Origin of the sequence: Marinobacterium iners (assembly GCF_017310015.1) — a bacterium.
Taxonomy (GTDB): Bacteria; Pseudomonadota; Gammaproteobacteria; order Pseudomonadales; family Balneatricaceae; genus Marinobacterium; species Marinobacterium iners.
The window spans coordinates 1,628,321-1,651,437 of the sequence record NZ_CP022297.1; the positions used below are offsets into that span (position 1 = coordinate 1,628,321).

Annotated in this window: 26 protein-coding genes; 20 read left to right on the forward strand and 6 right to left on the reverse strand. The window is 54.4% G+C overall.

What is annotated here, in order from left to right; translation table 11 throughout:
- The first annotated feature begins 2 nt into the window (after positions 1 to 2).
- The 9 genes from CFI10_RS07850 (at position 3) to CFI10_RS07890 (ending at position 8,811) form a co-directional block, all read left to right on the forward strand.
- Entirely contained in the window at positions 3 to 2,126 is a 2,124-nt protein-coding gene (locus CFI10_RS07850; protein ID WP_206841138.1) for a GmrSD restriction endonuclease domain-containing protein, read from the forward strand.
- A 1-nt stretch (position 2,127) separates the two neighbouring features.
- Positions 2,128 to 3,552 carry a class I SAM-dependent DNA methyltransferase gene (locus tag CFI10_RS07855; RefSeq protein ID WP_206841139.1) on the forward strand — a complete coding sequence of 475 codons (1,425 nt, stop codon included), beginning with the start codon at positions 2,128 to 2,130 and terminating at the stop codon, positions 3,550 to 3,552.
- On the forward strand, positions 3,552 to 4,655 hold the full coding sequence (locus CFI10_RS07860; RefSeq protein WP_206841140.1) for a restriction endonuclease subunit S: 1,104 nt from the start codon (positions 3,552 to 3,554) through the stop codon (positions 4,653 to 4,655). Before CFI10_RS07855 ends, CFI10_RS07860 begins: the two co-directional genes overlap by 1 nt.
- Positions 4,656 to 4,750: 95 nt before the next feature.
- On the forward strand, positions 4,751 to 6,055 hold the full coding sequence (locus tag CFI10_RS07865) for an IS1380 family transposase (protein ID WP_206837229.1): 1,305 nt from the start codon (positions 4,751 to 4,753) through the stop codon (positions 6,053 to 6,055).
- 216 nt (positions 6,056 to 6,271) lie between these two features.
- Positions 6,272 to 6,592 carry a restriction endonuclease subunit S domain-containing protein gene (locus CFI10_RS07870; protein WP_206841141.1) on the forward strand — a complete coding sequence of 107 codons (321 nt, stop codon included), beginning with the start codon at positions 6,272 to 6,274 and terminating at the stop codon, positions 6,590 to 6,592.
- On the forward strand, positions 6,585 to 7,154 hold the full coding sequence (locus CFI10_RS07875) for a hypothetical protein (protein WP_206841142.1): 570 nt from the start codon (positions 6,585 to 6,587) through the stop codon (positions 7,152 to 7,154). Before CFI10_RS07870 ends, CFI10_RS07875 begins: the two co-directional genes overlap by 8 nt.
- 28 nt (positions 7,155 to 7,182) lie before the next feature.
- Positions 7,183 to 8,040 carry a Kiwa anti-phage protein KwaB-like domain-containing protein gene (locus CFI10_RS07880; protein ID WP_206841143.1) on the forward strand — a complete coding sequence of 286 codons (858 nt, stop codon included), beginning with the start codon at positions 7,183 to 7,185 and terminating at the stop codon, positions 8,038 to 8,040.
- 164 nt (positions 8,041 to 8,204) lie between these two features.
- Positions 8,205 to 8,519 carry a transcriptional regulator gene (locus tag CFI10_RS07885; protein ID WP_206841144.1) on the forward strand — a complete coding sequence of 105 codons (315 nt, stop codon included), beginning with the start codon at positions 8,205 to 8,207 and terminating at the stop codon, positions 8,517 to 8,519.
- The gene (locus CFI10_RS07890) at positions 8,512 to 8,811 is read left to right on the forward strand and encodes a helix-turn-helix domain-containing protein (protein ID WP_206841145.1); all 300 of its coding nucleotides are present in this window, start codon (positions 8,512 to 8,514) and stop codon (positions 8,809 to 8,811) included. The genes CFI10_RS07885 and CFI10_RS07890 overlap by 8 nt, the downstream gene beginning before the upstream one ends.
- Positions 8,812 to 8,855: 44 nt before the next feature.
- Here the strand turns inward: CFI10_RS07890 and CFI10_RS07895 are convergent, their stop codons facing one another.
- The gene (locus CFI10_RS07895; RefSeq protein ID WP_242530155.1) at positions 8,856 to 9,092 is read right to left on the reverse strand and encodes a type II toxin-antitoxin system Phd/YefM family antitoxin; all 237 of its coding nucleotides are present in this window, start codon (positions 9,090 to 9,092) and stop codon (positions 8,856 to 8,858) included.
- A 51-nt stretch (positions 9,093 to 9,143) separates the two neighbouring features.
- Between CFI10_RS07895 and CFI10_RS07900 the strand changes: the two genes are divergently transcribed.
- The 4 genes from CFI10_RS07900 to CFI10_RS07915 all read left to right on the forward strand — a co-directional run bounded on the left by CFI10_RS07900 (position 9,144) and on the right by CFI10_RS07915 (position 12,492).
- A complete protein-coding gene (locus tag CFI10_RS07900; RefSeq protein WP_206841146.1) occupies positions 9,144 to 9,398 on the forward strand; it encodes a type II toxin-antitoxin system Phd/YefM family antitoxin in 255 nt (84 codons plus the stop codon).
- Entirely contained in the window at positions 9,391 to 9,654 is a 264-nt protein-coding gene (locus CFI10_RS07905; RefSeq protein ID WP_206841147.1) for a Txe/YoeB family addiction module toxin, read from the forward strand. The genes CFI10_RS07900 and CFI10_RS07905 overlap by 8 nt, the downstream gene beginning before the upstream one ends.
- Positions 9,655 to 9,893: 239 nt before the next feature.
- On the forward strand, positions 9,894 to 11,225 hold the full coding sequence (rimO, locus tag CFI10_RS07910) for a 30S ribosomal protein S12 methylthiotransferase RimO (protein ID WP_206841148.1): 1,332 nt from the start codon (positions 9,894 to 9,896) through the stop codon (positions 11,223 to 11,225).
- A 103-nt stretch (positions 11,226 to 11,328) separates the two neighbouring features.
- Entirely contained in the window at positions 11,329 to 12,492 is a 1,164-nt protein-coding gene (locus CFI10_RS07915; protein WP_206841149.1) for an EAL domain-containing protein, read from the forward strand.
- On the opposite strand, the gene CFI10_RS07920 is transcribed toward CFI10_RS07915, so the two are convergent.
- Genes CFI10_RS07920 through purM form a run of 4 tightly spaced genes read right to left on the reverse strand, consistent with a single transcriptional unit; the run spans position 12,475 to position 15,183 of the window.
- The gene (locus CFI10_RS07920) at positions 12,475 to 12,756 is read right to left on the reverse strand and encodes a YfcL family protein (protein WP_091826927.1); all 282 of its coding nucleotides are present in this window, start codon (positions 12,754 to 12,756) and stop codon (positions 12,475 to 12,477) included. The genes CFI10_RS07915 and CFI10_RS07920 overlap by 18 nt on opposite strands.
- Entirely contained in the window at positions 12,753 to 13,463 is a 711-nt protein-coding gene (locus tag CFI10_RS07925; RefSeq protein ID WP_091826928.1) for a DUF3108 domain-containing protein, read from the reverse strand. Before CFI10_RS07925 ends, CFI10_RS07920 begins: the two co-directional genes overlap by 4 nt.
- 14 nt (positions 13,464 to 13,477) lie before the next feature.
- Positions 13,478 to 14,125, reverse strand: a complete 648-nt coding sequence (gene purN / locus CFI10_RS07930; protein ID WP_206841150.1) for a phosphoribosylglycinamide formyltransferase — start codon at positions 14,123 to 14,125, stop codon at positions 13,478 to 13,480.
- A gap of 2 nt (positions 14,126 to 14,127) precedes the next feature.
- Positions 14,128 to 15,183 carry a phosphoribosylformylglycinamidine cyclo-ligase gene (gene purM / locus CFI10_RS07935; RefSeq protein ID WP_206841151.1) on the reverse strand — a complete coding sequence of 352 codons (1,056 nt, stop codon included), beginning with the start codon at positions 15,181 to 15,183 and terminating at the stop codon, positions 14,128 to 14,130.
- 147 nt (positions 15,184 to 15,330) lie between these two features.
- Here purM and hda point away from each other — a divergent pair, with 147 nt between their 5' ends.
- From hda to tcdA, 4 genes are read left to right on the forward strand one after another with little or no spacing between them, the layout of a single operon-like run.
- The gene (gene hda, locus CFI10_RS07940) at positions 15,331 to 16,053 is read left to right on the forward strand and encodes a DnaA regulatory inactivator Hda (protein ID WP_242530156.1); all 723 of its coding nucleotides are present in this window, start codon (positions 15,331 to 15,333) and stop codon (positions 16,051 to 16,053) included.
- The gene (locus CFI10_RS07945) at positions 16,050 to 16,781 is read left to right on the forward strand and encodes a TIGR01621 family pseudouridine synthase (protein WP_242530157.1); all 732 of its coding nucleotides are present in this window, start codon (positions 16,050 to 16,052) and stop codon (positions 16,779 to 16,781) included. Before hda ends, CFI10_RS07945 begins: the two co-directional genes overlap by 4 nt.
- 35 nt (positions 16,782 to 16,816) lie before the next feature.
- A complete protein-coding gene (locus CFI10_RS07950; protein ID WP_242530158.1) occupies positions 16,817 to 17,041 on the forward strand; it encodes a hypothetical protein in 225 nt (74 codons plus the stop codon).
- Positions 17,034 to 17,831, forward strand: a complete 798-nt coding sequence (tcdA, locus tag CFI10_RS07955) for a tRNA cyclic N6-threonylcarbamoyladenosine(37) synthase TcdA (protein ID WP_206842041.1) — start codon at positions 17,034 to 17,036, stop codon at positions 17,829 to 17,831. The genes CFI10_RS07950 and tcdA overlap by 8 nt, the downstream gene beginning before the upstream one ends.
- Positions 17,832 to 18,153: 322 nt before the next feature.
- Here tcdA and CFI10_RS07960 read toward each other — a convergent pair whose 3' ends face one another.
- Positions 18,154 to 18,981, reverse strand: coding sequence for a helix-turn-helix transcriptional regulator (locus CFI10_RS07960; protein ID WP_206841152.1), 828 nt, complete (start codon positions 18,979 to 18,981; stop codon positions 18,154 to 18,156).
- 176 nt (positions 18,982 to 19,157) lie between these two features.
- Between CFI10_RS07960 and CFI10_RS07965 the strand changes: the two genes are divergently transcribed.
- The 3 genes from CFI10_RS07965 to CFI10_RS07975 all read left to right on the forward strand — a co-directional run bounded on the left by CFI10_RS07965 (position 19,158) and on the right by CFI10_RS07975 (position 23,112).
- The gene (locus tag CFI10_RS07965) at positions 19,158 to 20,627 is read left to right on the forward strand and encodes an alanine/glycine:cation symporter family protein (RefSeq protein WP_206841153.1); all 1,470 of its coding nucleotides are present in this window, start codon (positions 19,158 to 19,160) and stop codon (positions 20,625 to 20,627) included.
- A gap of 77 nt (positions 20,628 to 20,704) precedes the next feature.
- Positions 20,705 to 22,108, forward strand: a complete 1,404-nt coding sequence (locus CFI10_RS07970; protein WP_242530190.1) for an aspartate ammonia-lyase — start codon at positions 20,705 to 20,707, stop codon at positions 22,106 to 22,108.
- Complete coding sequence (locus CFI10_RS07975; RefSeq protein WP_206841156.1) at positions 22,105 to 23,112, forward strand: asparaginase domain-containing protein; 1,008 nt, start codon at positions 22,105 to 22,107, stop codon at positions 23,110 to 23,112. Before CFI10_RS07970 ends, CFI10_RS07975 begins: the two co-directional genes overlap by 4 nt.
- Positions 23,113 to 23,117: the final 5 nt, after the last annotated feature.

A 23,117-nucleotide genomic window follows, 5' to 3' on the forward strand; every position in this document is an offset into this window, starting at 1 on the left:
ACATGAATTTTGAACAGCCCAAGCCCGATTCCAAAAAGTACTCTGATCTCATCAATGAAATCCAGAAAGGCATCATCAAAATCCCGAAATTTCAGCGGGATTTTGTCTGGACCATCGATAAAACAGCCAAGCTGCTGGACAGTATTTTAAAGGGCTACCCAATCGGTACCTTTATCCTTTGGCAAACAGACGAGCGCATCAACGATATCAAGAACGTTGGCAATTTGGACATTCCGGACACCCCGGACGGCGTCAAGGTGCAGTATGTGCTGGATGGACAGCAGCGTATCACATCGCTCTTTGCGGCTTATCTCGGGGCGCATCTCCAGAAAGTGGGGGAAAAAAAGATTACGGATTACGGCAGCATCGTGGTAAACCTCGATGCCGATCTCAACGATAACGATGAGCAAGTGATTACCGAAGAACCAACGGGTGAAAACTATATTTCGCTATCCGATGTTTTGAATTTCATGGACAGAATGACCGATATCAAAGAGCGCTTCTCCGACGCGGACTTTAAGAAGATTCATGCGTATTCCAGAGCCTTCGACACCTACGATTTTTCAACGGTCATCCTGAGAAAGGAAGATATTGACTCGGCGATCGAAGTGTTTACCCGCATCAATACGGGCGGACAAACCCTGACCCTGTTCGAGATCATGTCTGCCAAAACCTATGACGAGCCACAGCAGTTCGATATGCAGGTGAAGTGGGAAGGCTTCATCAAAGAGCTGAAGGGAATTAAATACGAAGGCATATCCAGCAGTGTGGTGCTGAGTCTGCTGGCGTTACTGTTAAGCCGCACCAAGGAATGCAAGCGTAAGACGATTCTCGCCCTAGATAAGCAAAGCATTATTGACAGCTGGGATTCCGTCATTTCGGCCCTCAAGGACAGTGTTGATTACTTTCGCACAACCTATCGCATCCCGGTTTCCCAGTTGCTCCCTTACGACTCGCTGTTGGTGCCTTTTGCCTATTTTTTCCACGTGAACAACGACAAGCCGGATGGTGGCCAGCGCAAATACCTTGAGGAGTTTTTTTGGCGTATTTCCTTGTCATCCCGCTACTCCAGTTCAACGGAGTCGAAACTGGCGCAGGACATCAAGCGTATAGACCAGATTCTCGCCGGTCAGCGACCCGATTACAGTGATATCAAGGTTTATCTTGACTCACCCCAGACTTTGATTGATACCAATTTCAGCGCCGGCAACAGTTATTGCAAAGCCGTGCTGTGTCTACTGGCCTATCAGGAACCAAAGGATTTTCAGGATAACGGCAAGGTTATTCTCGATAACTCATGGCTGAAGGTGGCCAGCAGCAAGAATTATCACCACTTCTTCCCCAAGGCTTACCTGAAAAACAGGACGGTGCTCAACAGCAACAGTCTGATCAATATCACCTTTGTCAGCGACCACCTGAACAAGCGCAAGATCGGTGCCAAAGCACCGTCACAATACATTGCTGATTTCCAGGACGAGAACAGCCAGATTGACAAGGCACTGCAAACTCACTTTATTGCCTTGGGAGGCTTTGGCATCGAAAGCAACGATTACGAGACCTTTTTACAGGCGCGCGCGAGGCTCATCTATCAGGAGCTGAAATCGCGCATTGATCTCAGCCATAAGGAGCCCGCCAATGAAGAAGTTCAAGAGCTAATCCTAGCGGGCGAAAGCGATACCGTTGAATTCAAGTCAACGTTGCGTTATGACCTGCGAACCAAAGAAGTCAACAAGAAGCTCGAATACGTGATTGCCAAAACAATTGCAGCCTTTATGAACAGTGAAGGCGGTAACCTCTTTATCGGGGTTGATGATAACCAGAACATGCTGGGTCTGGTTGATGACATGTCTACCCTATCAAAGCCCAATATCGATGGTTTTGAACTGCATTTGGTTGAAGTCATCAAGAAATACATCGGCGCAGGGCTGATCTCTCATGTAAAGATCAGTTTCCCAACCGTTGAAGACATGCAGATATGCCGTATCAAGGTATCTAAAAGCGGCAAACCGGTATTTACCCAATATGAAGGGAGAGAAGACTTTTTCGTGCGCAGCGGCTGCTCCTCGCAACCTTTAGGTCGTGAAGAACAAAGCGCCTATGAAAAATCTCACTGGAGTAATAAGTAACATGGCAAACGTATCAGGCATCGTAAAATCCGCTCGTAAAATCATGCGCCAGGACACTGGCACCGGCAGCGACGAGCTGCGCATCCTGCAATTGGGCTGGATGCTGTTTCTAAAAATTTTTAGTGACAAGGACAAAGAGCTGGAGTTGATGGACGACAACTATACATCGCCCATTCCCGCTGAACTGCACTGGGACGAATGGGCCGGGGATGACGAAGGCATGACCGGTGACGAGCTGTTGAAGTTTGTCGATCGCAAGCTGTTCCCGACCCTGTCGGAAATAGACCTCTCCAGCGGCAATCGCCGTGCTGTATTGGTGCATGAAGTATTTGCCAACAACTACAACTACATGAAGTCCGGCATTCATCTGCGGCAGGTGATCAACAAGCTGAACGAAATCGACTTCAACAACAGCAAAGACCTGCACTTGTTCGGCCAGATCTATGAAACCTTCCTGAGCGAACTGCAAAGCGCCGGCACTCTGGGCGAGTTTTATACTCCACGCGCTGTAACCCAGTTTATGACTGAAATGGTTAATCCCGCTCACGGCGAGACCGTGCTTGACCCCGCCTGTGGCACCGGTGGCTTCCTGACAGCGGTGATTGAACACCTGAAGGCCAGTGCCAGCACGGTGGCCGAGCGCGAAGCCATTGCCCACAATGTGCGCGGCTGGGAATACAAACCCTTGCCCTACATGCTGGCCAACACCAACCTGATCCTGCACGACATCATCACCCCCAGCATCCAGTTTGGTGACTCGCTGCAACGGCCCTTGAGCGAATATACGCGCAAAGACCGGGTAGACGTGATCATCGCCAATCCGCCCTTTGGTGGCGTGGTTTCCAACAATAATGAGAACAACTTCCCGCAAACCTACCGCACCAAGGAATCGGCAGACCTGTTTTTGATTCTGATGATCCACTTGCTCAAGGACGGTGGCCGCGCTGCCATTGTCTTGCCCGATGGTTCCCTTACCGGTGATGGCGTCAAACAACGCATCCGCCAAAAACTGCTGGAAGACTGTAACCTGCACACCATCGTGCGCCTGCCCAACTCCGTGTTTCAGCCCTATGCCTCGGTGGCCACCAACCTGCTGTTTTTTACCAAGGGCGAGCCGACCCAGAACATCTGGTATTACGAGCACAAATTGCCGGAAGGTTACAAGGCCTATTCTAAAACCAAGCCGATTCAATTAGCCGAGTTCGAGACCCTGAAAAGTTGGTGGGCAAACCGTGAAGCCAACGAGCAGGCGTGGCAGGTGAATATCGACACCATCAAGGCCAACGGCTACAACCTCGACATCAAAAACCCGCACCGCGCCGAGGAAGAAAAGCAGCACAGCAGTACCGAACTGCTAGACCTGTTGCATCAGTCCTTTGCTAAGGGAGATGAATTGCTGGAGCAATTGCGGAAGGAGTTGGTGTAGTGGCTGTTTGGAAAAAAGTAAAAGTTGGAGACTTCCTTTTTGAACGTGAGGGGAGGTATAAGCCTGATGCAAAGGAAATTCAAGGGCTCCAGCGGATAGACAAAATTGATTTCTCTGGGAATTTTCACGTCGCAAACAAGCCCAGTAAAACGGACATGATCCTGATTAAATCGGGCGATTTGGTCATTTCAGGAATCAACGTTGCTAAAGGTGCCTTGGGCGTGTATCACGGTGACGCTGATGTCACAGCGACCATTCACTACTCATCGTATACCTTTGATGAAAGCAAAGTCAGTGTTGAGTTTTTCAAGCGCTTTCTGAAGTCGCCAATCTTTATTCAATTGCTGAAAGAGCAGGTGAAAGGTGGCATTAAAACCGAAATAAAACCCAAACATCTTTTGCCGCTTGAAATCATGTTGCCAGATATAGATGAGCAACTATCTATTCTCAGTCAGTTTCAACGTATTGAAAATGAAGATGCTGAATTGAAACATGAACTAACCCATCAACAAGTCCTGCTGAAAAAACTGCGCCAACAGATTTTGCAGGAAGCCATTGAAGGCAAACTCACCGCCGGCTGGCGAGCTCAAAACCCCGATGTGGAACCGGCCAGCGAACTACTCAAGCGCATCGCCGCCGAAAAAGCGCAACTGGTTAAAGAGAAAAAAATCAAAGCGCAGAAACCAATGACAGCGATAACGGACGATGAAAAGACGTTTGAACTTCCAGAGGGTTGGGAGTGGTGCCGGTTGGGGGACGTTGCAGAAATCAAGGTTGGTGCAACACCAGACCGAAATAATCCTGAGTATTGGGGTGGGACGATACATTGGGTGTCAAGCGGCGAAGTCGCCAATAATTATATTGGCAATACGAGAGAGAAAATAACTCACAAAGCATTAGGCGAATCATCCGCAAGGATAAATCCAAAAGGGAGTGTTCTCGTCGCCATGATAGGGCAGGGAAAAACGAGAGGGCAGACCGCAATCCTGAATATTGACGCGGCCACTAACCAAAACGTATGTGCAATTCGACCGCATGATGGAATTATTCCTGAAATTGTCTGGTATTTTTTCTTGTCTCGTTATCCTGATTCCGTGACTTAAAACTCAGCTTCGCATCTCCACACACCTGTAACCACGCGGCCTGCGGCGGTAATATGGACGCCATTCTCGATTCACCCAGACAGTGATATCTGACTATGCGTACCTTCAAGCTGGAACAGTCCAAAACCGAGATTATCACACCCCACGGCGGTCTGGCGCTGGTTGGCCACAGTGTCAACAGAATGACCTCCCTGGCCAAAACCTCGCGCGCCATCGTCAAGCGCCATGGCATCGCTAACATCGATCTTATTCGCACCTACCTGGGGTTGATTTGCCTTGGCAAGAGCGACTTCGAAGCGGTCGAGCACGCACGCCATGACCCCTTCTTTAAAGCGGCCATGGGCATCAAGCAATCACCTTCATCCGCTCGGCTGCGTCAGCGTTTTGATGAAGATGCCTGCGCACTGATCCCGTTGTTGGATGAAGCCAGTGTCGAGTTTCTGTGTAATGCGTCGGTGCCTGTCGGCACGCTTGCCACCGGTCACGCGCCGCTGGATATAGACGTATTCCCCATGGACAACAGCAACACTAAAAAAGAGGGCGTGGCCTACACCTACAAGGGGCATGACGGCTACGCCCCCATCGCGGCCTACCTGGGCACGGAGGGCTGGTGTCTGGGCTGTGAGCTGCGACCGGGTAACCAACACGCCAACAAGGAGTTTATCCACACCCTCGACCGGGTGCTGCCTCGGGTCCGTCAGCTGACCGATGCACCGCTACTGGTACGGCTTGACAGTGCCCATGATGCCGCCGAGAACCGCGCGTACTTCCGTACGCACGGGGTGGACTATCTGATCAAGTGGAACCCTCGCTCACAAGACGGTTTGGCCTGGGTGGACAAGGCTCATGCTGCCGGCGCACTCTGGTGCCATACCCGGCCGGGCAAAATGGAAACGCTGGTGAGCGAATCGCTGGATGGCACTGACGACCGCCTGATCGTCAAGGTGACGGTGCGCCACAGTGACAGTACAGGGCAGCTGTTCCTGGAGCCCGAGGTGAGCCTGGAAGGCTGGATGACTTCGCTCAAGCCGGACGCGGCGGATCATGCCAAGGTGATTGCGCTCTACCAGGATCACGCCACCAGCGAACAGTTCCACAGTGAGTTCAAGACTGATCTGGATCTCGAACGTTTGCCGTCAGGGAAGTTCGATACCAACGACCTGGTCATGGCGTTTGCCGTACTGGGCTACAACATATTGCGCTGGATGGGACAGCACGCACTGCTGGGACCGGATGCGCCGGTGCGTCATCCGGCCAAACGTCGGCGGCTAAAAACCGTCATGCAGGAGCTGATGTATATGGCCTGCCGCCTGGTCAGCAGCGGCCGCCGTCTTTACCTGCGTTTTGGCCAACATTGCCCCGGGTTCAGGGCGTTCGGTTGCATCTACGAGTCGGTCTGATCCACTCGGCTTAACTCACCTCGTTCAACCGCCAAGCCACAAAGCGCCATGCATGGCAGGATGTTTTGTGGTTCCCGATAGCATTCAGAGCAAAAAAACGTCGGAGAAGACGGTGAATGATGCTGCAGTAGCGCAGATGCGGCGGCAGAATCCGGATAAGATCGAGCGGTGTTAAAGAATGTGGTTATATTCAATGCGGTGGCACGGCAATAGCAGATGAATTCACTGATTCAGGGTTATGAAAAAACACGGAGCGGCGCATCAGGAGGAAACCAACCAGCTCTGAACGGAATTAAAATCCGAAACACTGTATTCGGACTGCCTTCGATAGCTGAGGCTAACGAGATCATTCAAAAGTTACGAGACATGGAATGCCTAATCAATCAAATTGAAAGTCAAATAATCAAAAATAAAACCCATGCCAATCAGCTAATGCAGGCGATATTAAAAGAAGCCTTTAGCCATAACCGCGAATCCGAATCCACGGCGGTAAAGAGCAAAGCCGGCGCTGATACCCCGGAGGTCGCAGGTGCTTAACCGGCTTGCCAAGCTGGCGCTGGTATCCACGGCATTGGCACCCATCTGCCTGACACTGTGGTTTGTTGAAATCAGCAGTGCTTGGCAGCGCGACGTGCCGTGGTCGGAGAATCTGGCAGACCATTGGCTGGTGGGCAGCGGCTATTTGCTAGCCGCGCTGGTTTTGAGTGGCCTGTGCTTTGGTCTGGTCTGGCTGTCGGCCTCGCGCTACGGGCTGGAGCGGTTGCCGGTGAAGATCAAATCGGTCAAAACTGTGGACAAGGAGATCGTCGGCTTTTTGCTGGTATACCTGCTGCCGCTGATCAATCAGAGCCAGAGCACCATCAGCGTGCCGGTATTGGTGTTTGTGGCGGTGATCTTCTTCTTTATCGTCTACAACTCCCATGCCTACCACTTCAATCCCTTACTGGGTTTTTTTGGCTATCACTTCTTTGAAGTAACCATTGAGGGCGACATCACCTATGTGTTGATCACCCGCCAGAACATAACCGACTGCAAAGCCGTATCGCAGGTGGTGCAATTAACCGAATACATGATCCTGGATGCTAACCATGCAAAATAACAATAATCCCTCCAACCTGTTCGCTTTGGTGGACGATGAAGATACGCCCATCCGACGTATTCCACTGACTCCGGCTCTCAATACCGAACTGGCAAAACTCTTTGCCAAACAGCAGGCCGAACTACTTAACGACAGGCAGCCCATCGCCTTCACGGGCAGCTACAACGTGGATGAGGGCGAGATCTTTACCATTGCTGATTACCCGCTACCACCCGCCATCGGCCAGGCCATAGGCAATCCGCTCACTTGTCCAGTGCTGAATCTCACCACCGAAACGCACCGCATCAAAGCGCTGTTTAGCGGCACATGGTCAGCCGCCAACAAAACAGTCAACTTTCAGGTCTTCGATGCTGGCAAGTTACTCAAGCGTGGCTTTACCCTGATAGGCAGCGGCGATACCTACAAAAAACTGGAAGAGCCGGGGCTGATATTGCAAGACAAACTGACAGCCCATTTCCATTACGGGACTCTACATTTCAGCTCCTATCACAATACCAAACGCTTTCTGGATCTGGCCGATTACTACCGCGAAGCCACCGACACCGATCTGGACGATTTTGCTGCTACCGACCTCTTCGCCTTTGAAGACCAGGCGAGCTTCAAGGAGCAGGCTGACTCCATCATTCGCAAGAAAATTGCCCTGTTGCAAAAGAATGAAGTCCTGAAAGACCTCACTGTCGCTGATATCCAAACCGTCGCCAACAACTTCAATGCCGAACTGCCCGAAGAACACCATATCGGCATTACGGTCAACGATGACGGCAAACTGGTTATCCCGGAAGACAAGAAACAAATGAAAGAACTCATCCGTTTTTTAGACGAGGACTATGTAACGGCGCCGTTAACGAAGCGAAAATGCCTTACCAACTCCAAGCAGTATCTGTGATCCGCTGATGGAAAGGGCATATTACAAGCGCATGTTGTCGGAAGATAACAGCCACTACGCGGCTCGAACCTTTTAAGCTACGCTTATTTCGTCCGGTGTGCAAAGCGTTAACCCTTCCAGCCATCCCACTTGCATAACTCCGTCAATGACGTATATTGGTGGTCATGTTTACCATCATCGAAACCCCTACATTCGAAGTAGATGCCAGAAAAATCTGGACTGAGGACGAACGGAACGCGTTCTTCGCCTGGTTGGCAGCCAATCCGGAAATTGGCGACCCAATTCCTGGTAGCGGCGGTTGTAGAAAAGTTCGATGGTCGGTAGCGGGTTCAGGGAAGCGTGGTGGGGTGCGAGTCATCTACTTCACCAGGTTGGCTAATGGCGAGATCTGGTTATTGGTGATCTACAAAAAGGCCGTTAAGGAAAACATACCCGCGCATATCCTGAAGTCGATACGTGAGGTACTGGAAAATGAGTGATGAGACCCTGAGTGCAGAGGAGCTTGGCAACAAGTTGCTCCAGTCTGTTAAGGAGATGAAGACAGGCAAAGCGGCGAGAATCAGTCGCGTTGAGCCTAACGAGGTTGCAGAGGCGCGCGGCAAAACTGGGCTAACCCAGATTGAGTTTGCTGAGGTACTGCATATTTCTCCACGTACCTTGCAGGAATGGGAGCAAGGTCGACGGAAACCTTCTGGTCCGGCAAAGGCGCTCATCGAGATTGCGTTTCGCCATCCAGAGATTATTCGGGAAGATCTCGAGCTTAGGGGTTAACCCGTTTTTGCATGGACGAGGCCATTAAAAATTTTGAATGCTCTTCAAGACGGGGCCGCTATCTGTTGCATCAGGTCTCGGTTCTGAAGGACGTGGAGAGTTTCTTGCTCTTTTCCCCAGTCTTCAGCACTCACGATCACGAAAGCCTCTCCGGCACGACGTGTCACCTTTAGGGGCTCATGTTTACTAATAACCTGTTCTACAAGGCTTTTCAGGTTGTCCATGAACTTGTTTACACTGGCGTTAGCTGAAATAATCAACATGTCCCTTATGTTGTACATGTTAGGTTTGAAGGCTATACTTGTCCTGTAAAGCGTACATGTGGAGGTCGTATGAGAATTGTGTCTTTTACGGAAGCAAGAAATAGTCTGAAAGCGGTTTTGGATTCCGTCGTTAATGACGCAGATACAGCAATCATTACTCGCCGTGATTCGGAAGATGCTGTTGTTATGTCGTTAGACTACTACAACAGTCTGATGGAAACGGTGCACTTGCTGCGTTCACCTGCAAATGCTGACCATTTGAATCGCTCAATCGAACAATTCAAAGCAGGCAAGGTAACCTGCAGAGACTTGATTGATGAGTAGTCGTTTACTGTCATGGACTGACGAATCCTGGAGCGATTACCTTTATTGGCAAACCCAGGACAAAAAAACGCTCAAACGAATAAACAAGCTTATAAGCGATGTCAGGCGCTCACCGTTTGAAGGTATTGGTAAGCCAGAGCAGCTAAAGGAGAACTTGGCTGGTTTTTGGTCCCGACGAATAGATGATACGAATCGATTGGTCTACGCAGTTGATGATAAAGCGATTACGATCATCTCGTGTCGTTACCACTATTGAATTCGGCTCTTGTCCAGGATAGCCAATGCTTTGCTGTACCGGAAAATAACTCGCTTTAGTTCGTCATTTTCTGAACGCTCTTCGAGACGGGGCTGGTTGCAGGCGGTGACCGGCTCCGAATCATGATGACAGGCGAGTCGTCGGTGTTAGGATTCTTCCACCGCTTTGCGCTATAATCGCGCCTTTCTTAACCCCTGTCGGCGCTCGCCCTCAGGCTCAATCCTGAACAGTTGATCCCTATGTCTGCACACACACCCAAAGTTGGTTTTGTCAGCCTTGGCTGCCCCAAGGCGCTGGTTGATTCCGAACGTATTCTCACCCAGTTGCGCTCCGATGGTTACGAGGTGGTGCCCTCCTATGATCAGGCGGATCTGGTAGTGGTGAACACCTGTGGCTTTATCGACGCAGCCAAAGCGGAATCCCTGGAAGCGATTGGCGAGGCCCTGAACGAAAACGGCAAGGTGATCGTGACCGGATGCATGGGCGCGCAGGCGGATGAGATTACCAATATCCACCCGCAGGTGCTGGCCGTGACCGGGCCGCAGCAGTATGAGCAGGTTGTAGGTTCGGTGCATCAGTACCTGCCCAAGCCCGAGCGCAAGCATGAGCCGTTCATCGATCTGGTGCCACCGCAGGGGATCAAGCTGACACCGCGTCATTATGCCTACCTGAAAATATCGGAAGGCTGTAACCACCGCTGTACCTTCTGCATCATTCCTTCACTGCGCGGCGATCTGGTATCGCGTCCGGTGGGCGATGTGATGGATGAGGCCGAGCGTCTGGTGAATGCCGGGGTACAGGAGCTGTTGGTGGTGTCGCAGGACACCAGTGCCTACGGCGTAGATACCAAATACCGTACTGGCTTTTGGCAGGGGCGTCCGCTCAAGACCCGCATGAAAGAGCTGTGCGAAGCGATGGGTGATCTGGGCGCCTGGGTGCGTCTGCACTACGTCTATCCCTATCCGCACGTGGATGATGTGATTCCGCTGATGGCCGAGGGCAAGATCCTGCCCTATCTGGACATACCGTTCCAGCACGCGCATCCGGATGTGCTGCGTGCCATGAAGCGTCCGGCCGCCAGCGAGAAAACGCTGGATCGCATCAATGCCTGGCGCGACATCTGCCCCGACATCACGCTGCGCTCCACCTTTATCGTCGGCTTCCCGGGCGAGACCGATGCGCAGTTCGAGTACCTGCTCGACTTCCTGGATGAGGCTCAGCTGGATCGTGTAGGCTGCTTCACCTATTCACCGGTAGAGGGCGCGACCGCCAATGCGATTCACCCTGCTGTACCTGAAGAGGTGAAAGAGGAGCGTCTGGCGCGCTTCATGGAGAAGCAGGCGGCCATCAGCGCGCGCAAGCTGCAACAGAAGATTGGCCGCGAGCTTGAAGTGTTGATCGATGAAGTCGGTCTGGATGGCTCCATCGGCCGTACCCAGGCGGATGCACCGGAAATCGACGGGCAGATCTATCTGCTGGACGACGTGGGCGTGAAGCCGGGCGACCGGGTGCGTGTGCGTGTGACCGATGCAGACGAGCACGACCTGTGGGGCGAGCGCATCAAGTCCTGAGTTCCGTTTTACCCCTGATCCACGCCAAACCCGGGTGCGTAACGTGATGGCCCGGGTTTTGCTTATGGGTTAGGCCACATCCCGCATGTTTATCGAGGTTATTATGCAGTATTCACTCTTTCCCTGGTTTCAGCCGATCGTGGAGATTGCCACCGGTCGTGTTGCAGGTTACGAGGTACTGGCCAGACGCAAGGATGAACAGGGTCGGGTTGTATCGGCGGGAGCCGTGTTTCAGGATGCAACGCTGCCGGCAGCGGAGCGCCTTCAGCTGGATCGTGATGTACGCCGCCAGGCGCTGAATGCCTTTCTGTCTGCGCCGGAAGATACCTATTTGACCATCAACCTGTCGCCGGAATGGATCGATGCGCTTGATCCGCTGGAGCCGCTGCCCACGCTGGAGATGATGCGTGAGGCGGGTGTGGACCTGAGCCGGGTGGTGGTCGAGATTACCGAACATGGTGGCGGGATCGACCGTATTCACCACTTGGCTCGCCGGTATCGTGCTGAAGGGGTACGGGTGGCGCTGGATGACTTTGGCACCGGTTTCCAGCAGCTGGATCGGCTGTTGGCCTTTACACCGGATCTGCTCAAAATTGACATGCGCATGTTCAAAAACAGTGCGTTCGGGCACCAGGAAAGTGCACTGCTGCACACTTTGGGTGACATGGCGTCGCGTTTGGGCAGCAAGCTGATTTTTGAAGGGGTTGAAACCGAGGAAGAGTTTTTCCTCGCGCTGCAGTGTAACGCCAGTTACGTGCAGGGCTTTATTTTTGATCCGGCACTGCCCGATTTTCTGGCACCGGATGCCTGCTATGATCGGGTACAGCAGTTGCTGCAGCGCTATCTGGAGCAGATGATCGAGCAGTCTGCGCGGCGGCAGTGGCACTTGGAAGGCATGCAGAGCCAGTTGTTGGCGTTGCGTGATCTGTTGCTGGCGGGTGAGGGGGTTGAGGCTCTCAGGCATTACTGCCCGGATGCGGCGATTCTACGCTGCTTCATCTGTGACCGCCAGGGGCTACAAGTATCGCCCAACTATGAATACCGAGACGGCCAGTGGCACGAAGATGTGCGGGTGATTGGTCACAACTGGAGCTGGCGCCCCTGGTTCTATCAGTTGGTGGCGGCTGAGGATTATGAGCGGCGGATTCTGCGCTCGGCGCCCTATATGGACATCAGTGGCAACCAGCGCTGCTTTACCCTGACGGCTGGCACTGGACCAGCAGCGGGTGCTGCTGGTGGATGTGCTGGATCAGCTGGCCAGCGGTGATCCGATTTCGCCGCAGACTTCGTTCCACAGTGACTTGATGCCGGACTTGTCCTGATCACTGAGCTGATCAACACTGAAGGCATTGTCGAGGCTTTCCTGTAGGTTGTGCAGGAAGGCTTCGCCTGATTCTGGCATTTCGGCTGCAACCAGATTCAAGTGGCTGATCAGGTAGCTGCAATAAAACAGCTCGTCAGGCTTGTCCAGAGCGGATTGCTCGCGTGCCAGAAGGCAGTTCTCGGTTGCGCTGATCAATGCTTCGCTCATGGTGTCTCCAGGTTTTTCAGCAGCAGGGCGTAGGTTTTGCCATCGGATTCGGTCTGCTGCAGACGTACGATCAGATAGTCCAGCTCTGGCGCAAACCAGATCAGGGTTTCGCGGTCGGCATCTTCGCCCCGGTCTCGCATGACACGTACCGTATTGAAAGTGCCGTAGGGCGTCTTGACCTCTTCTTCACCGGTCACCGCAAAGGCGTAAGTCTTCAGCTTGCCGCCATCCGCCACTTGATAGGACATGCTCTGCTGGCCGGCCTTCAGGTCGAGCCGCATCTGCAGCTGATAGCTAAGCTTGTCCTGCGTACCTGGGCCAATCACCATTTTCCAGGGTTTGTCCTTTACCACGGTTGTGACCTTACCGGCGGGCCAGTCAAAGTCGATGTGTGCGCTACGGCTTTTGCCGAGCACCTTGCGGTAGTAATCGTATTTAAGCGGGCGAATCATCTCGCCGCTGCGGTAATTGAAGGACGATGCTTCGCGGATGCCCGCCATCATGGCGGAGGCCTCTGAGCTGAAATGCCAGAGACCACCGGTATCCTGTCGCAGCTCGCGCACCGCTTCACCGCTGAGTGATATGCCAAGGTCAAACTCGGTCGTATACACTGCCTTGAATGGCGGCAGAGGGTCGGTGTCGGCGAGAGCGGGTGTGCCCAGCAGTAACAGGGCTGACAGCCATGCTGCCTTGAATTGAAGAGTCATGCAGCCTCCATCGGTCAGATGCCGTATTGGAAACCCGTTGTCGGAAGAGGTTCCCCATCAAGCGTAACGCCGGTATCGGTCAGTGCCAACCGGTTCAGACAAAACCACTCCACCGCCAGCGGGTAGATCCTGTGCTCCAGTGCATGTACGCGCTGCTGCAGACTGTCAGCGGTTTCATCCGCGGCAATCGGGACGCTGGCCTGTACGATCACGGGGCCTCCGTCCAGCTCCTCGGTGACGAAGTGAACGCTGCAGCCGTGCGCTTCATCGCCGGCGTCCAGGGCACGCTGGTGCGTATTCAGACCCTTGTATTTGGGCAGCAATGAGGGATGAATGTTGAACAGGCGGCCATGGTAATGGCGGACCAGTTCGGGTGTCAGAATGCGCATGAAGCCGGCCAGTACCACCAGGTCGGGGCTGTAGCTGTCGATCAGCTCAACCAGCGCCTGATCAAAGGATTCACGGTCGGCAAACTGCTTGTGGTCGAGCAGGCGGGCATCGACGCCTGCCTGCTCCGCCCGAGTCAGGCCGTAGGCATCGGGGCGGTTGCTGATCACCGCCACGATGCTGCCGTTAATCTGTCCCGTGCGTGTCTGATCGAGAATGGCCTGCAGGTTGGAGCCGCTGCCGGAGATCAGTACAACGATGCGTTTGGACGCCATGTTCAGGCTCCCTGACGCAGCTCAACCTGTTCTTCGCCTTCGGCGGCCGCTTCGATCTGGCCGATCAGCCATGCGCTTTCACCTTCAGCCTGCAGCAGTGCAATGGCCGCGTCAGCCTTGTCGGCGGGAACAGCGATTACCATGCCAACACCACAGTTGAAGGTGCGGTACATTTCACGTGCATCCACGTTGCCTTCAGCCTGCAGCCACTGGAATACCGGCGGCAGGGTCCATGAGTCGATGTCGATCACGGCCTTGGCCGAAGCGGGCAGTACACGCGGAATGTTCTCCAGCAGGCCGCCACCGGTGATGTGTGACAGGGCATTGACCTGAGATTCGCGGATCAGCTTCAGGATAGACTTGACGTAGATGCGGGTCGGTTCCAGCAGGGCGTCGGCCAGGGTCTTGTCACCCATTGGCTGTTGTATATCGGCATTGGCCACTTCCAGAATCTTGCGGATCAGGGAATAACCGTTTGAATGCGGGCCGGAAGAGGCAAGGCCGATCAGGGCATCACCCACCTGAACTTTGCTGCCGTCGATGATTTCGGACTTTTCAACCACGCCCACGCAGAAGCCGGCCAAGTCGTAGTCGTCGCCTTCATACATGCCCGGCATTTCAGCGGTTTCACCGCCGACCAGTGCTGCCCCGGCCAGCTCGCAACCGGCGCCAATGCCAGTGACAACGTCAGCGGCCATGTCGACATTCAGATGGCCAGTGGCATAGTAGTCGAGGAAGAACAGCGGCTCGGCGCCGGCCACGACCAGGTCGTTGACACACATGGCCACCAGATCGATGCCGATGGTATCGTGCTTTTTCAGGTCCATCGCCAGGCGCAGCTTGGTGCCGACACCATCGGTACCCGATACCAGTACCGGCTGTTTGTAACCGGCCGGCAGCTCGCACAGGGCACCGAACCCACCCAGTCCACCCATGACCTCAGGACGGGCAGTGCGTTTGGCGACACCTTTAATACGCTCGACAAGCGCGTTTCCGGCATCAATATCAACGCCGGCATCCTTGTAGCTCAGGGAAGTTTTTTCAGAACCTGTAGACATGGGTGAGTCAACCTTTAAAGCGGGTAAATAACGGTAAAAAATTATTGCGCTAGTTTATCAGGTTGCGGGCGCTCTGTGTTAGAGTTACGCGCGTCATTTACACGCCGTATGTTTTTCCTCGGTATCGCGAACCATAAGACGCTTGCAGTGATTCAAAAAGAGAAAAGCCGTTCTGCTGCACCTGTGCAGTTACCTCTGGGAATAACGCTGCGGGATGATGCCCGCTTCGAGAACTTCGTCTGTGGCCGCAACGGGCTGGTGTGCGCTGCACTGGAGAAATCGGTGGCCGGTTTTGGCGAGCAGTATCTCTATCTTTGGGGACATACCGGTACGGGCTGCTCCCATCTGTTGCAGTCCTGTTGCCATGCCTCCGACCCGATCAAGCGCAGCGCCGTTTACCTGCCGCTGGCCGAGCTGAAACAGTATGGCCCTCAGCTGCTTGAAGACTTTGATCAACTGGATCTGGTATGCATTGATAACCTGGAGCAAATTGCCGGTGACCCTGAGTGGGAAGAGGCGTTGTTCCATCTGTATAACCGGATGCGCGCCAACGGCCATGTGCTGATTATTGCGGCAAGCCTGCCGCCTGCAAAACTGGGGATTCGACTGGCCGATCTTGAGTCCCGCCTCAACTGGGGCATGGTATTTCAGCTCCAGCCACTGGATGACGACACCAAGGTGGTGGCCCTGCGTGCACGGGCTCAGGCCCGTGGTCTTCAGTTGGGTGATGATGTGATTCGCTACCTGATGCATCACGGCAGCCGTAACATGGCCCATCTGCTGGTAACATTGGACAAGCTGGACGTGGCCTCACTCAGTGCGCAACGCAAGATCACCGTACCCTTCGTCAAACAGGTCATGAACTGGTGAGTCAGCCTGACACCCTGCCTGCCTTTCGCATCATTGAACACAACGCCCGCTTTGTCGTTATCGACAAGGCACCGGGCATCAGCATGCACAAGGATGATCAGGCAGCCGGTCTGGCAATGCTGCTGGCACAAGAGTTGGGGCAACCGGTCTGGCCGGTGCACCGGCTGGACCGCATGACGTCCGGGCTGGTGGTGTTTGCGCTGTCGGCTGCAGTCGCCGCTGAGCTGTCGGCGGCCTTTGCTGCACAAAAAGTCAGTAAGTTCTATTTGGCGCTGAGCGATCACAAGCCGAGCAAAAAACAGGGCCGTATCGAGGGTGGAATGGTTCGCAGCCGTCGCGGCAGCTGGAAGCTTACGCGTACAGACGAAAACCGGGCGCGTACCGAGTTCTACAGTGCATCGCTCAAGCCAGGCCTGCGCGCCTTTCTGTGTCGTCCCTACACCGGCAAAACACATCAAATCCGTGTCGCCCTGAAAAGCATCGGTGCTCCGATTATTGGCGATCCGATCTATCATGAAAAAGCGGATGCGGCGCAGCCGAACGTGGCCCAGCCAGATCGTGGTTATCTGCATGCCTGGCATTTGAGCTTCAGCCTTGCAGACAAGGCCTGTGCCTTTTGTACTGACCCTGACCGGGGTGAGCTGTTCCGGTTGCCCGAGGTGGCAGCGCTGCTGGCGGGTGAATGGCGTGATCCTTTTGCTCTGCGCTGGCATGGTACTGCCGGCTGATTTATCATGCGCCTCTTATGAAGACTGATCAAAAAATGAACGAAAATCGTGTGCAGCGGGATTTTTACGCCCGTGACTCTGAGGAACAGCAACTCTTCCTTACCGATACCTGGTGCGACAACTGCCAACAGCTGGGGCTGGGGATGTCCGACCCTGAGGAATACGAGCTGTATGGGCTGGTCTTTATTGAAGGCAAGTGCAATCAGTGCGGCGACACCGTTCTGACCGAACTGACCGAGGATGCGTTCGACGATGAGTGATGTGGCTCAGCAGCGCTTTGGTGGTACGGCTCGGCTCTATGGACTGGACGGGCTCGAACTGTTTCAGCGCTCCCATGTGGCGGTTATTGGTATTGGGGGCGTTGGTTCCTGGGTAGCGGAGGCACTGGCGCGCAGCGGCATAGGCGAAATTACGCTTATTGATCTGGATGATGTGTGTGTCACCAATACCAACCGTCAGATCCATGCCCTCAGTTCCACCATCGGCCAGTCCAAGGTGGCGGTGATGGCGGATCGTATCCGAGATATCAACCCGGAGTGTCTGGTGCATGAAGTAGAAGCCTTCGCAACCCGCGACAATCTGGATGAGTTGCTGCATGACGATCTGAACTACGTGGTGGATGCCATCGACAGCGTGAAGGACAAAGCTGCGGTGATCGCCTGGTGCAAGCGGCGAAAAGTGCCGGTGATCACGATTGGCGGTGCCGGTGGTCAGATCGACCCGACCCTGATTCGCGTTGCCGACCTGACCCGTACCCAAACCGATCCTCTGGCCGCCAAGGTACGCTCTTTCCTTCGGCGCCATTATCGTTTCAGCAGCAGCGGGCGCCGCTTTGCCGTTGAATGTGTCTACTCAGAAGAGCAGCTGCGTTACCCGCAGCCGGACGGCAGTGTCTGTCAGCAGAAGAGCGTGATGGAAAATGGCACACGACTGGATTGTGCCGGTGGTTTCGGAGCCACCACGGTCGTGACCGCAACTTTCGGTTTTGTGGCGGTGTCTCGGGTGCTGAAAAAACTGCAGGAACGTGCCGCCCGCGAGCAATCAGTCTGACATGTAACCCCTCTTGTGGCCGTTGCGTGTCACGTTTCTCGAAATTCAGTCAAAAAAAACCCCTCTTCATCTGAAGAGGGGCAGGCAAAGTGCAAACAACTCAAAACGGCCAGAGTTGGAAATGGGATGCGAGAGATTGAGGAAGAGCAACGACTCTCGCGGTGCCCTGCGATGCAGGACAAATTCAATATGGCTCTTTTTTGTGCGATGCACAATAGTTTTTTTAGAATAAAATATTATAATAAATAATATTTTTGTGCAGTGCGGAATAAATATAAGCCCTTATATCACAATGGTAATGTTCTGATATTGCACTCAGGCGTTATCGGCCGGTGTGATGTCTCGCCCGGAAATGAATCTCTTCATCTGTCATGTTGTTTTGCACTGCAGCAGGAATGCTTGGATCAAGTTCATCACTGCCGGGGTCTAGCAGTCCGCACATCGCCAGCGCCTTGCGCACTCTGATGCTGGTGCCCAGATACTCATACAGCACCCGTGTGCAGCAGGGCATGCGTTCACTGTTATCAGACACTCCAATGCGCAGTCCTGTCAGCCGGGTAAGTCGGTTACGGAAACTGGGGAAAAGGATTGTCTGGGTCAGCTCATGTCGATTCAGCGTTTCATAATCAACCAGAAATAAACGATCACTAAGCATCACGGCAGCCCCCTGATAGCGGTTGTGGCAGGCTGGTTCACCGGGCTCCGGTTGCATCCGCTCGGTGCGTTGAAACAGGTAGCGCCCATCTCGCTCCTCGATACAGACCAGCGTACGGATCAATTTTCCCGGCGCTGACATCGACAGGTAATATTCGAAATAGTAACCGATATAACGTTCCAGCCCCTGACTGCCACTGCGGAACAGGTGGTCCAGGTGTGCGTTGAGGTTATCTGCAGAAGGTTCGCTGGGTGGCAACGCACTGGGGCGTATCTGCACCAGGCGCTGAAACTGGTCATGCGGCAGCATGATCTCATGTACCTCAACACCAAAGAAATCACAGATACGACGCAGGGTGCCCGCTGAGGGCTTGAAACGTCCGCCCAGGTAGCGGTTGAACTGCGGACGGTTGATATCGAGTCGGCGGCAGACTTCGGCGATCGATTTGTGATAGCTGCACAGAAGGCGCAGGTTCTGGGCCAGATCCTCGTTCAATCGCGTCACCTCCTGAGGGTTTGTAGTGGGCATGCGCCAAAATGCGCTGGCACTTTTTGGTGTTGTATGTGCGCCAAAATACGCCATTCTGTAGTCAGAGTGACAAATTTTATCAGTGCTGAATCATTGATTAAATGACCCACCGTCCTAAAACAAGAATAGAGTGGAGTGCAGTGATGTTGGAATTTCTCAACGAGCTTCTCTGGGGCAAGGTGCTGATCGGCCTGCTGATCCTTATCGGTGTTGGCTTTACAGTCGTTTCGCGCTTTGTCCAGTTTCGCTATTTCGGTCGCATGTTCCGAATTCTGAGCGCCAGTCAGGCGTTCAAGCATGATAAACATGGCCATCTGAGTTCGTTTCAGGCGCTGCTGCTGTCGGTGGCCGGGCGCGTGGGTGGTGGCAATATTGCAGGTGTTGCCGTGGCGATTACACTGGGTGGCCCAGGTGCCATTTTCTGGATGTGGGTGGTTGGTCTGATGGGCATGGCCACCAGCTTTCTTGAATGTACGCTGGCGCAAACCTACAAGCAGGCCGAGCCGGATGGAACCTACCGTGGTGGCCCGGCGCACTATATCTCCCGTGGGCTGGGCAAAAAGTGGAACTGGCTGGCTGCGATTTACTCCGTACTGCTGCTGGTGACCTTTGGTTTCTGCTTCACAGCGCTGCAATCCTATGCCGTTGCAACCTCAGTCGGTGACGCCTTTGGTGTGCCGGTGTTCTATACCGGGATCGCCATGGCGATGCTGGTGGGCATGATCATCTTCGGTGGCGTCAAGCGTATCGCCAAAGTCGCCGAAGTGCTGGTACCGATCATGGCCGGTGGCTACCTGCTGGTAGCGTTTGTCGTGCTGGGCCTCAATTTTGACCGTATCCCTGATGTTTTCATGTTGATCGTTAAAAGTGCGTTCGGCCTAGAGCCTGCAGTCGGTGGTGGCATTGGTGCGGCGATCATGATGGGGGTCAAGCGTGGCCTGTTTTCAAACGAGGCCGGTCTTGGCAGCGCACCCAACGTGGCAGCCGTGGCCTATGTGCCCCACCCGGCCAATCAGGGCATCGTGCAGTCTTTTTCGGTCTTTATCGACACGCTGATTATCTGTTCGGCAACCGCATTTATCATTCTGCTCAGCGGAGTGTATGAGCCGGGCAGCGGTGTCGCGGTTGAAGGTGTTGCGCTGACACAGTCGGCACTGGCGGATCATGTCGGTGACTGGGGGCGTGCCTTTGTCAGCATCGCACTGGTGCTGTTTGGCTTCAGTACCATGCTCTACAACTACTATCTGGGTGAAAACAGTCTCAATTTCTTCAGCACTGAAAACCAGAATCTGTTCAATGGATTCCGGGTTCTGATCATTGGGCTCGTGTGCTGGGGCGCCACCACCGATCTGGGTACCGTATTCGGTTTTGCCGATGTCACCATGGGCCTGCTGGCGCTGGCAAACCTGATTGCGCTGCTGTTTCTGGTCAAGCCTGGGCTGCGGATTCTGCGTGATTTCGATCGTCAGATTGGCGAGGGGATCGAGCAGCCGGTTTTTGATGTCAGCCAGTTCCGTGACATGAATGTGGACCCGGTCGCCTGGGAAATTGAGCCGGAAGATCTGGAACGGATCAGGGCGCGTGAAACCGCTTCCGGCAAGACTGTCAGGTAAGGGCTTCTCCAATCGCTCCCGGGTTCACGACGAGCTCGGGGGTCTTTTTAATCTGTTTGCAAGGGTCTATGCATTCGATGAACATGCGCGTTGAACATGATCTTTTGGGTGATCTGGCGGTACCGGCTGAAGCCTGGTACGGCATTCAAACCCAGCGTGCTCTTGATAACTTTTCCATTACCGGTGTGCCTATCAGCCATTTCCCGGCGCTGGTACGTGCGCTGGTGCAGGTCAAGTCGGCTGCCGCCTGGGCCAACCGTGAGTTGGGTGTGCTGCCGGCAGAAAAGGCGGATGCCATCATCGCCGCCTGTGACGAGATTGATGCCGGTCATCTTCATGATCAGTTCGTTGTCGACCTGATTCAGGGCGGCGCCGGCACGTCCACCAACATGAACGCCAATGAGGTGATCGCTAACTTGGCGCTGGAGAAGCTGGGGCATGGGCGTGGGGAGTACCGGTATCTGCATCCCAATGATGATGTTAACCGCTCCCAGTCCACCAATGATGCCTATCCGACAGCGGTCTGCCTGGCGATTCAGTTTGCGTCTGAACCGCTTGAACAGGCAATCCGCAGCTTGATCGAGGCGCTGGAAGATAAGGGGCGCGAGTTTTCCCATATCGTCAAAATGGGACGTACTCAGCTGCAGGATGCCGTGCCGATGACGCTGGGGCAGGAGTTTGAGGCCTTTGCCGTCAATCTGGATGAGGATATCGACCGCCTGCATGAGGTGGCGCGGCTGTTGTGCGAGGTCAATCTCGGCGGTACGGCTATCGGGACCGGTATCAATGCACCGCCGGGGTATCAGGCGCTGGCAGTGGGGCGATTGGCGCAGATCTCCGGCAAACCGGTGGTATCGGCCACGAATCTGGTGGAAGCCAGCTCAGACATGGGCGCTTTTGTCATGTTTTCCGGCATTCTCAAGCGCTTCGCCATCAAGCTGGGCAAGATGTGCAACGATCTGCGTCTGCTGTCCAGTGGCCCACGCACCGGGCTGGGTGAAATTCTGCTGCCGCCGATGCAGCCGGGGTCTTCCATTATGCCGGGCAAGGTCAACCCGGTGATCCCGGAGGCGGTCAACCAGACGGCGTATCAGGTAATTGCCGCCGACCTGGCGGTGACACTGGCGGCAGAAGCCGGGCAGTTGCAGCTCAACGCGATGGAACCACTCATCGTGTACAACTTGCTGAACTCCATCAAGATGCTTACCTCTGCCTGTACCATGCTGGAAAATCGCTGTATTCGCGGCATTCGTGCCAATGAAGAGCAGTGTGCCCGACATCTGGACAACAGTATCGGAATTGTCACGGCGCTGGTGCCGTATATCGGCTACAGCAATGCAACGCGGATCGCTTCTACAGCGCTGACTTCAGGCTCTACCGTGCGTGAACTGGTACTGGCCGAAGGGCTGCTGCCTGAGGCGAAACTGGATGCCATTCTGAGCCCGCATGCCATGTTGGCACCGGTTGCGGTAGCGCCATGATGAGCAAAATTCTGGTGATCTATACCGGTGGCACCATCGGTATGGTGGCCTCGGCCAAGGGGTATGTGCCGGAGCCGGGTTTTGACGCCCGGCTGAAGGCGGCGCTGGGGGATCGGACAGTGCCGGCGTTTGATCTGCTGGAGTTTGACCGATTGATCGACAGTGCCAGTGTGGTGCCGGCCGACTGGGCACAGATCGCCAGATCCCTGCAGGACAAGTGGCATGATTACACGGGTTTTGTGGTGTTGCATGGGACCGATACCATGGCCTACACCGCGTCTGCATTGTCATTCATGTTGTCGCAGCTGGACAAGCCGGTGATTCTGACCGGTTCCCAGATTCCTCTCAGCCAAGTGCGAAATGATGCGCTGGATAATCTGGTCACGGCGCTGCTGTTGGCGTCGCGTACGGATCTTGCTGAGGTGTGCATCTGTTTCAATGGTCGTTTGCTGCGCGGCAATCGCAGCCGCAAGGTAAAAAGCAGCGGCCTGGATGCCTTTGACTCGCCGAATGCTCCCTGGCTGGGCAGGGCCGGAATTGAAATTGAGCTGAGTGCAGAGCGACTGCCGCCACAACCCGTGCGCTTTGAAATACCCGCGTATGATCCTGATGCAGTGGTCATGTTGATGACATATCCGGGCATGCCGCTGCGGCTGCTGCAACAAGCGCTGGCGCCTGAAGCGGTAAAGGGAATGGTATTGCTCACCTATGGCGTTGGTAACCCGCCGGAAACCGAGACCGGTCTGTTGGAGGTGCTGTCTCATGCAGGAGGGCGCGGGCAGGTGGTAGTGAATGTGACCCAGTGCCAGCAGGGAGCGGTCAGTCAGGGAGCCTATGCAACGGGTGCCCTGTTGAATCAGGTCGGTGTGGTGTCGGGGCTTGATTTGACCCCGGAAGCGGCCTTCACCAAGCTGCATCATCTGATTGCGCTTGGGCTTTCACCGGATGCAATCCGCAAGGCACTGGGCTGTGCCCTGCGGGGAGAGTGTACGCCGGAACGTTGAGTGCC

Coding starts and splice junctions, on each gene's coding strand:
- CFI10_RS07850 (WP_206841138.1), top strand. CDS start 3: ATGAATTTTGAACAGCCCAAGCCCGATTCCAAAAAGTACTCTGATCTC.
- CFI10_RS07855 (WP_206841139.1), top strand. CDS start 2,128: ATGGCAAACGTATCAGGCATCGTAAAATCCGCTCGTAAAATCATGCGC.
- CFI10_RS07865 (WP_206837229.1), top strand. CDS start 4,751: ATGCGTACCTTCAAGCTGGAACAGTCCAAAACCGAGATTATCACACCC.
- CFI10_RS07870 (WP_206841141.1), top strand. CDS start 6,272: ATGAATTCACTGATTCAGGGTTATGAAAAAACACGGAGCGGCGCATCA.
- CFI10_RS07885 (WP_206841144.1), top strand. CDS start 8,205: ATGTTTACCATCATCGAAACCCCTACATTCGAAGTAGATGCCAGAAAA.
- CFI10_RS07890 (WP_206841145.1), top strand. CDS start 8,512: ATGAGTGATGAGACCCTGAGTGCAGAGGAGCTTGGCAACAAGTTGCTC.
- CFI10_RS07895 (WP_242530155.1), bottom strand. CDS start 9,092: ATGTACAACATAAGGGACATGTTGATTATTTCAGCTAACGCCAGTGTA.
- CFI10_RS07900 (WP_206841146.1), top strand. CDS start 9,144: ATGAGAATTGTGTCTTTTACGGAAGCAAGAAATAGTCTGAAAGCGGTT.
- CFI10_RS07905 (WP_206841147.1), top strand. CDS start 9,391: ATGAGTAGTCGTTTACTGTCATGGACTGACGAATCCTGGAGCGATTAC.
- rimO (WP_206841148.1), top strand. CDS start 9,894: ATGTCTGCACACACACCCAAAGTTGGTTTTGTCAGCCTTGGCTGCCCC.
- CFI10_RS07915 (WP_206841149.1), top strand. CDS start 11,329: ATGCAGTATTCACTCTTTCCCTGGTTTCAGCCGATCGTGGAGATTGCC.
- CFI10_RS07920 (WP_091826927.1), bottom strand. CDS start 12,756: ATGAGCGAAGCATTGATCAGCGCAACCGAGAACTGCCTTCTGGCACGC.
- CFI10_RS07925 (WP_091826928.1), bottom strand. CDS start 13,463: ATGACTCTTCAATTCAAGGCAGCATGGCTGTCAGCCCTGTTACTGCTG.
- purN (WP_206841150.1), bottom strand. CDS start 14,125: ATGGCGTCCAAACGCATCGTTGTACTGATCTCCGGCAGCGGCTCCAAC.
- purM (WP_206841151.1), bottom strand. CDS start 15,183: ATGTCTACAGGTTCTGAAAAAACTTCCCTGAGCTACAAGGATGCCGGC.
- CFI10_RS07950 (WP_242530158.1), top strand. CDS start 16,817: ATGAACGAAAATCGTGTGCAGCGGGATTTTTACGCCCGTGACTCTGAG.
- tcdA (WP_206842041.1), top strand. CDS start 17,034: ATGAGTGATGTGGCTCAGCAGCGCTTTGGTGGTACGGCTCGGCTCTAT.
- CFI10_RS07965 (WP_206841153.1), top strand. CDS start 19,158: ATGTTGGAATTTCTCAACGAGCTTCTCTGGGGCAAGGTGCTGATCGGC.
- CFI10_RS07970 (WP_242530190.1), top strand. CDS start 20,705: ATGAACATGCGCGTTGAACATGATCTTTTGGGTGATCTGGCGGTACCG.
- CFI10_RS07975 (WP_206841156.1), top strand. CDS start 22,105: ATGATGAGCAAAATTCTGGTGATCTATACCGGTGGCACCATCGGTATG.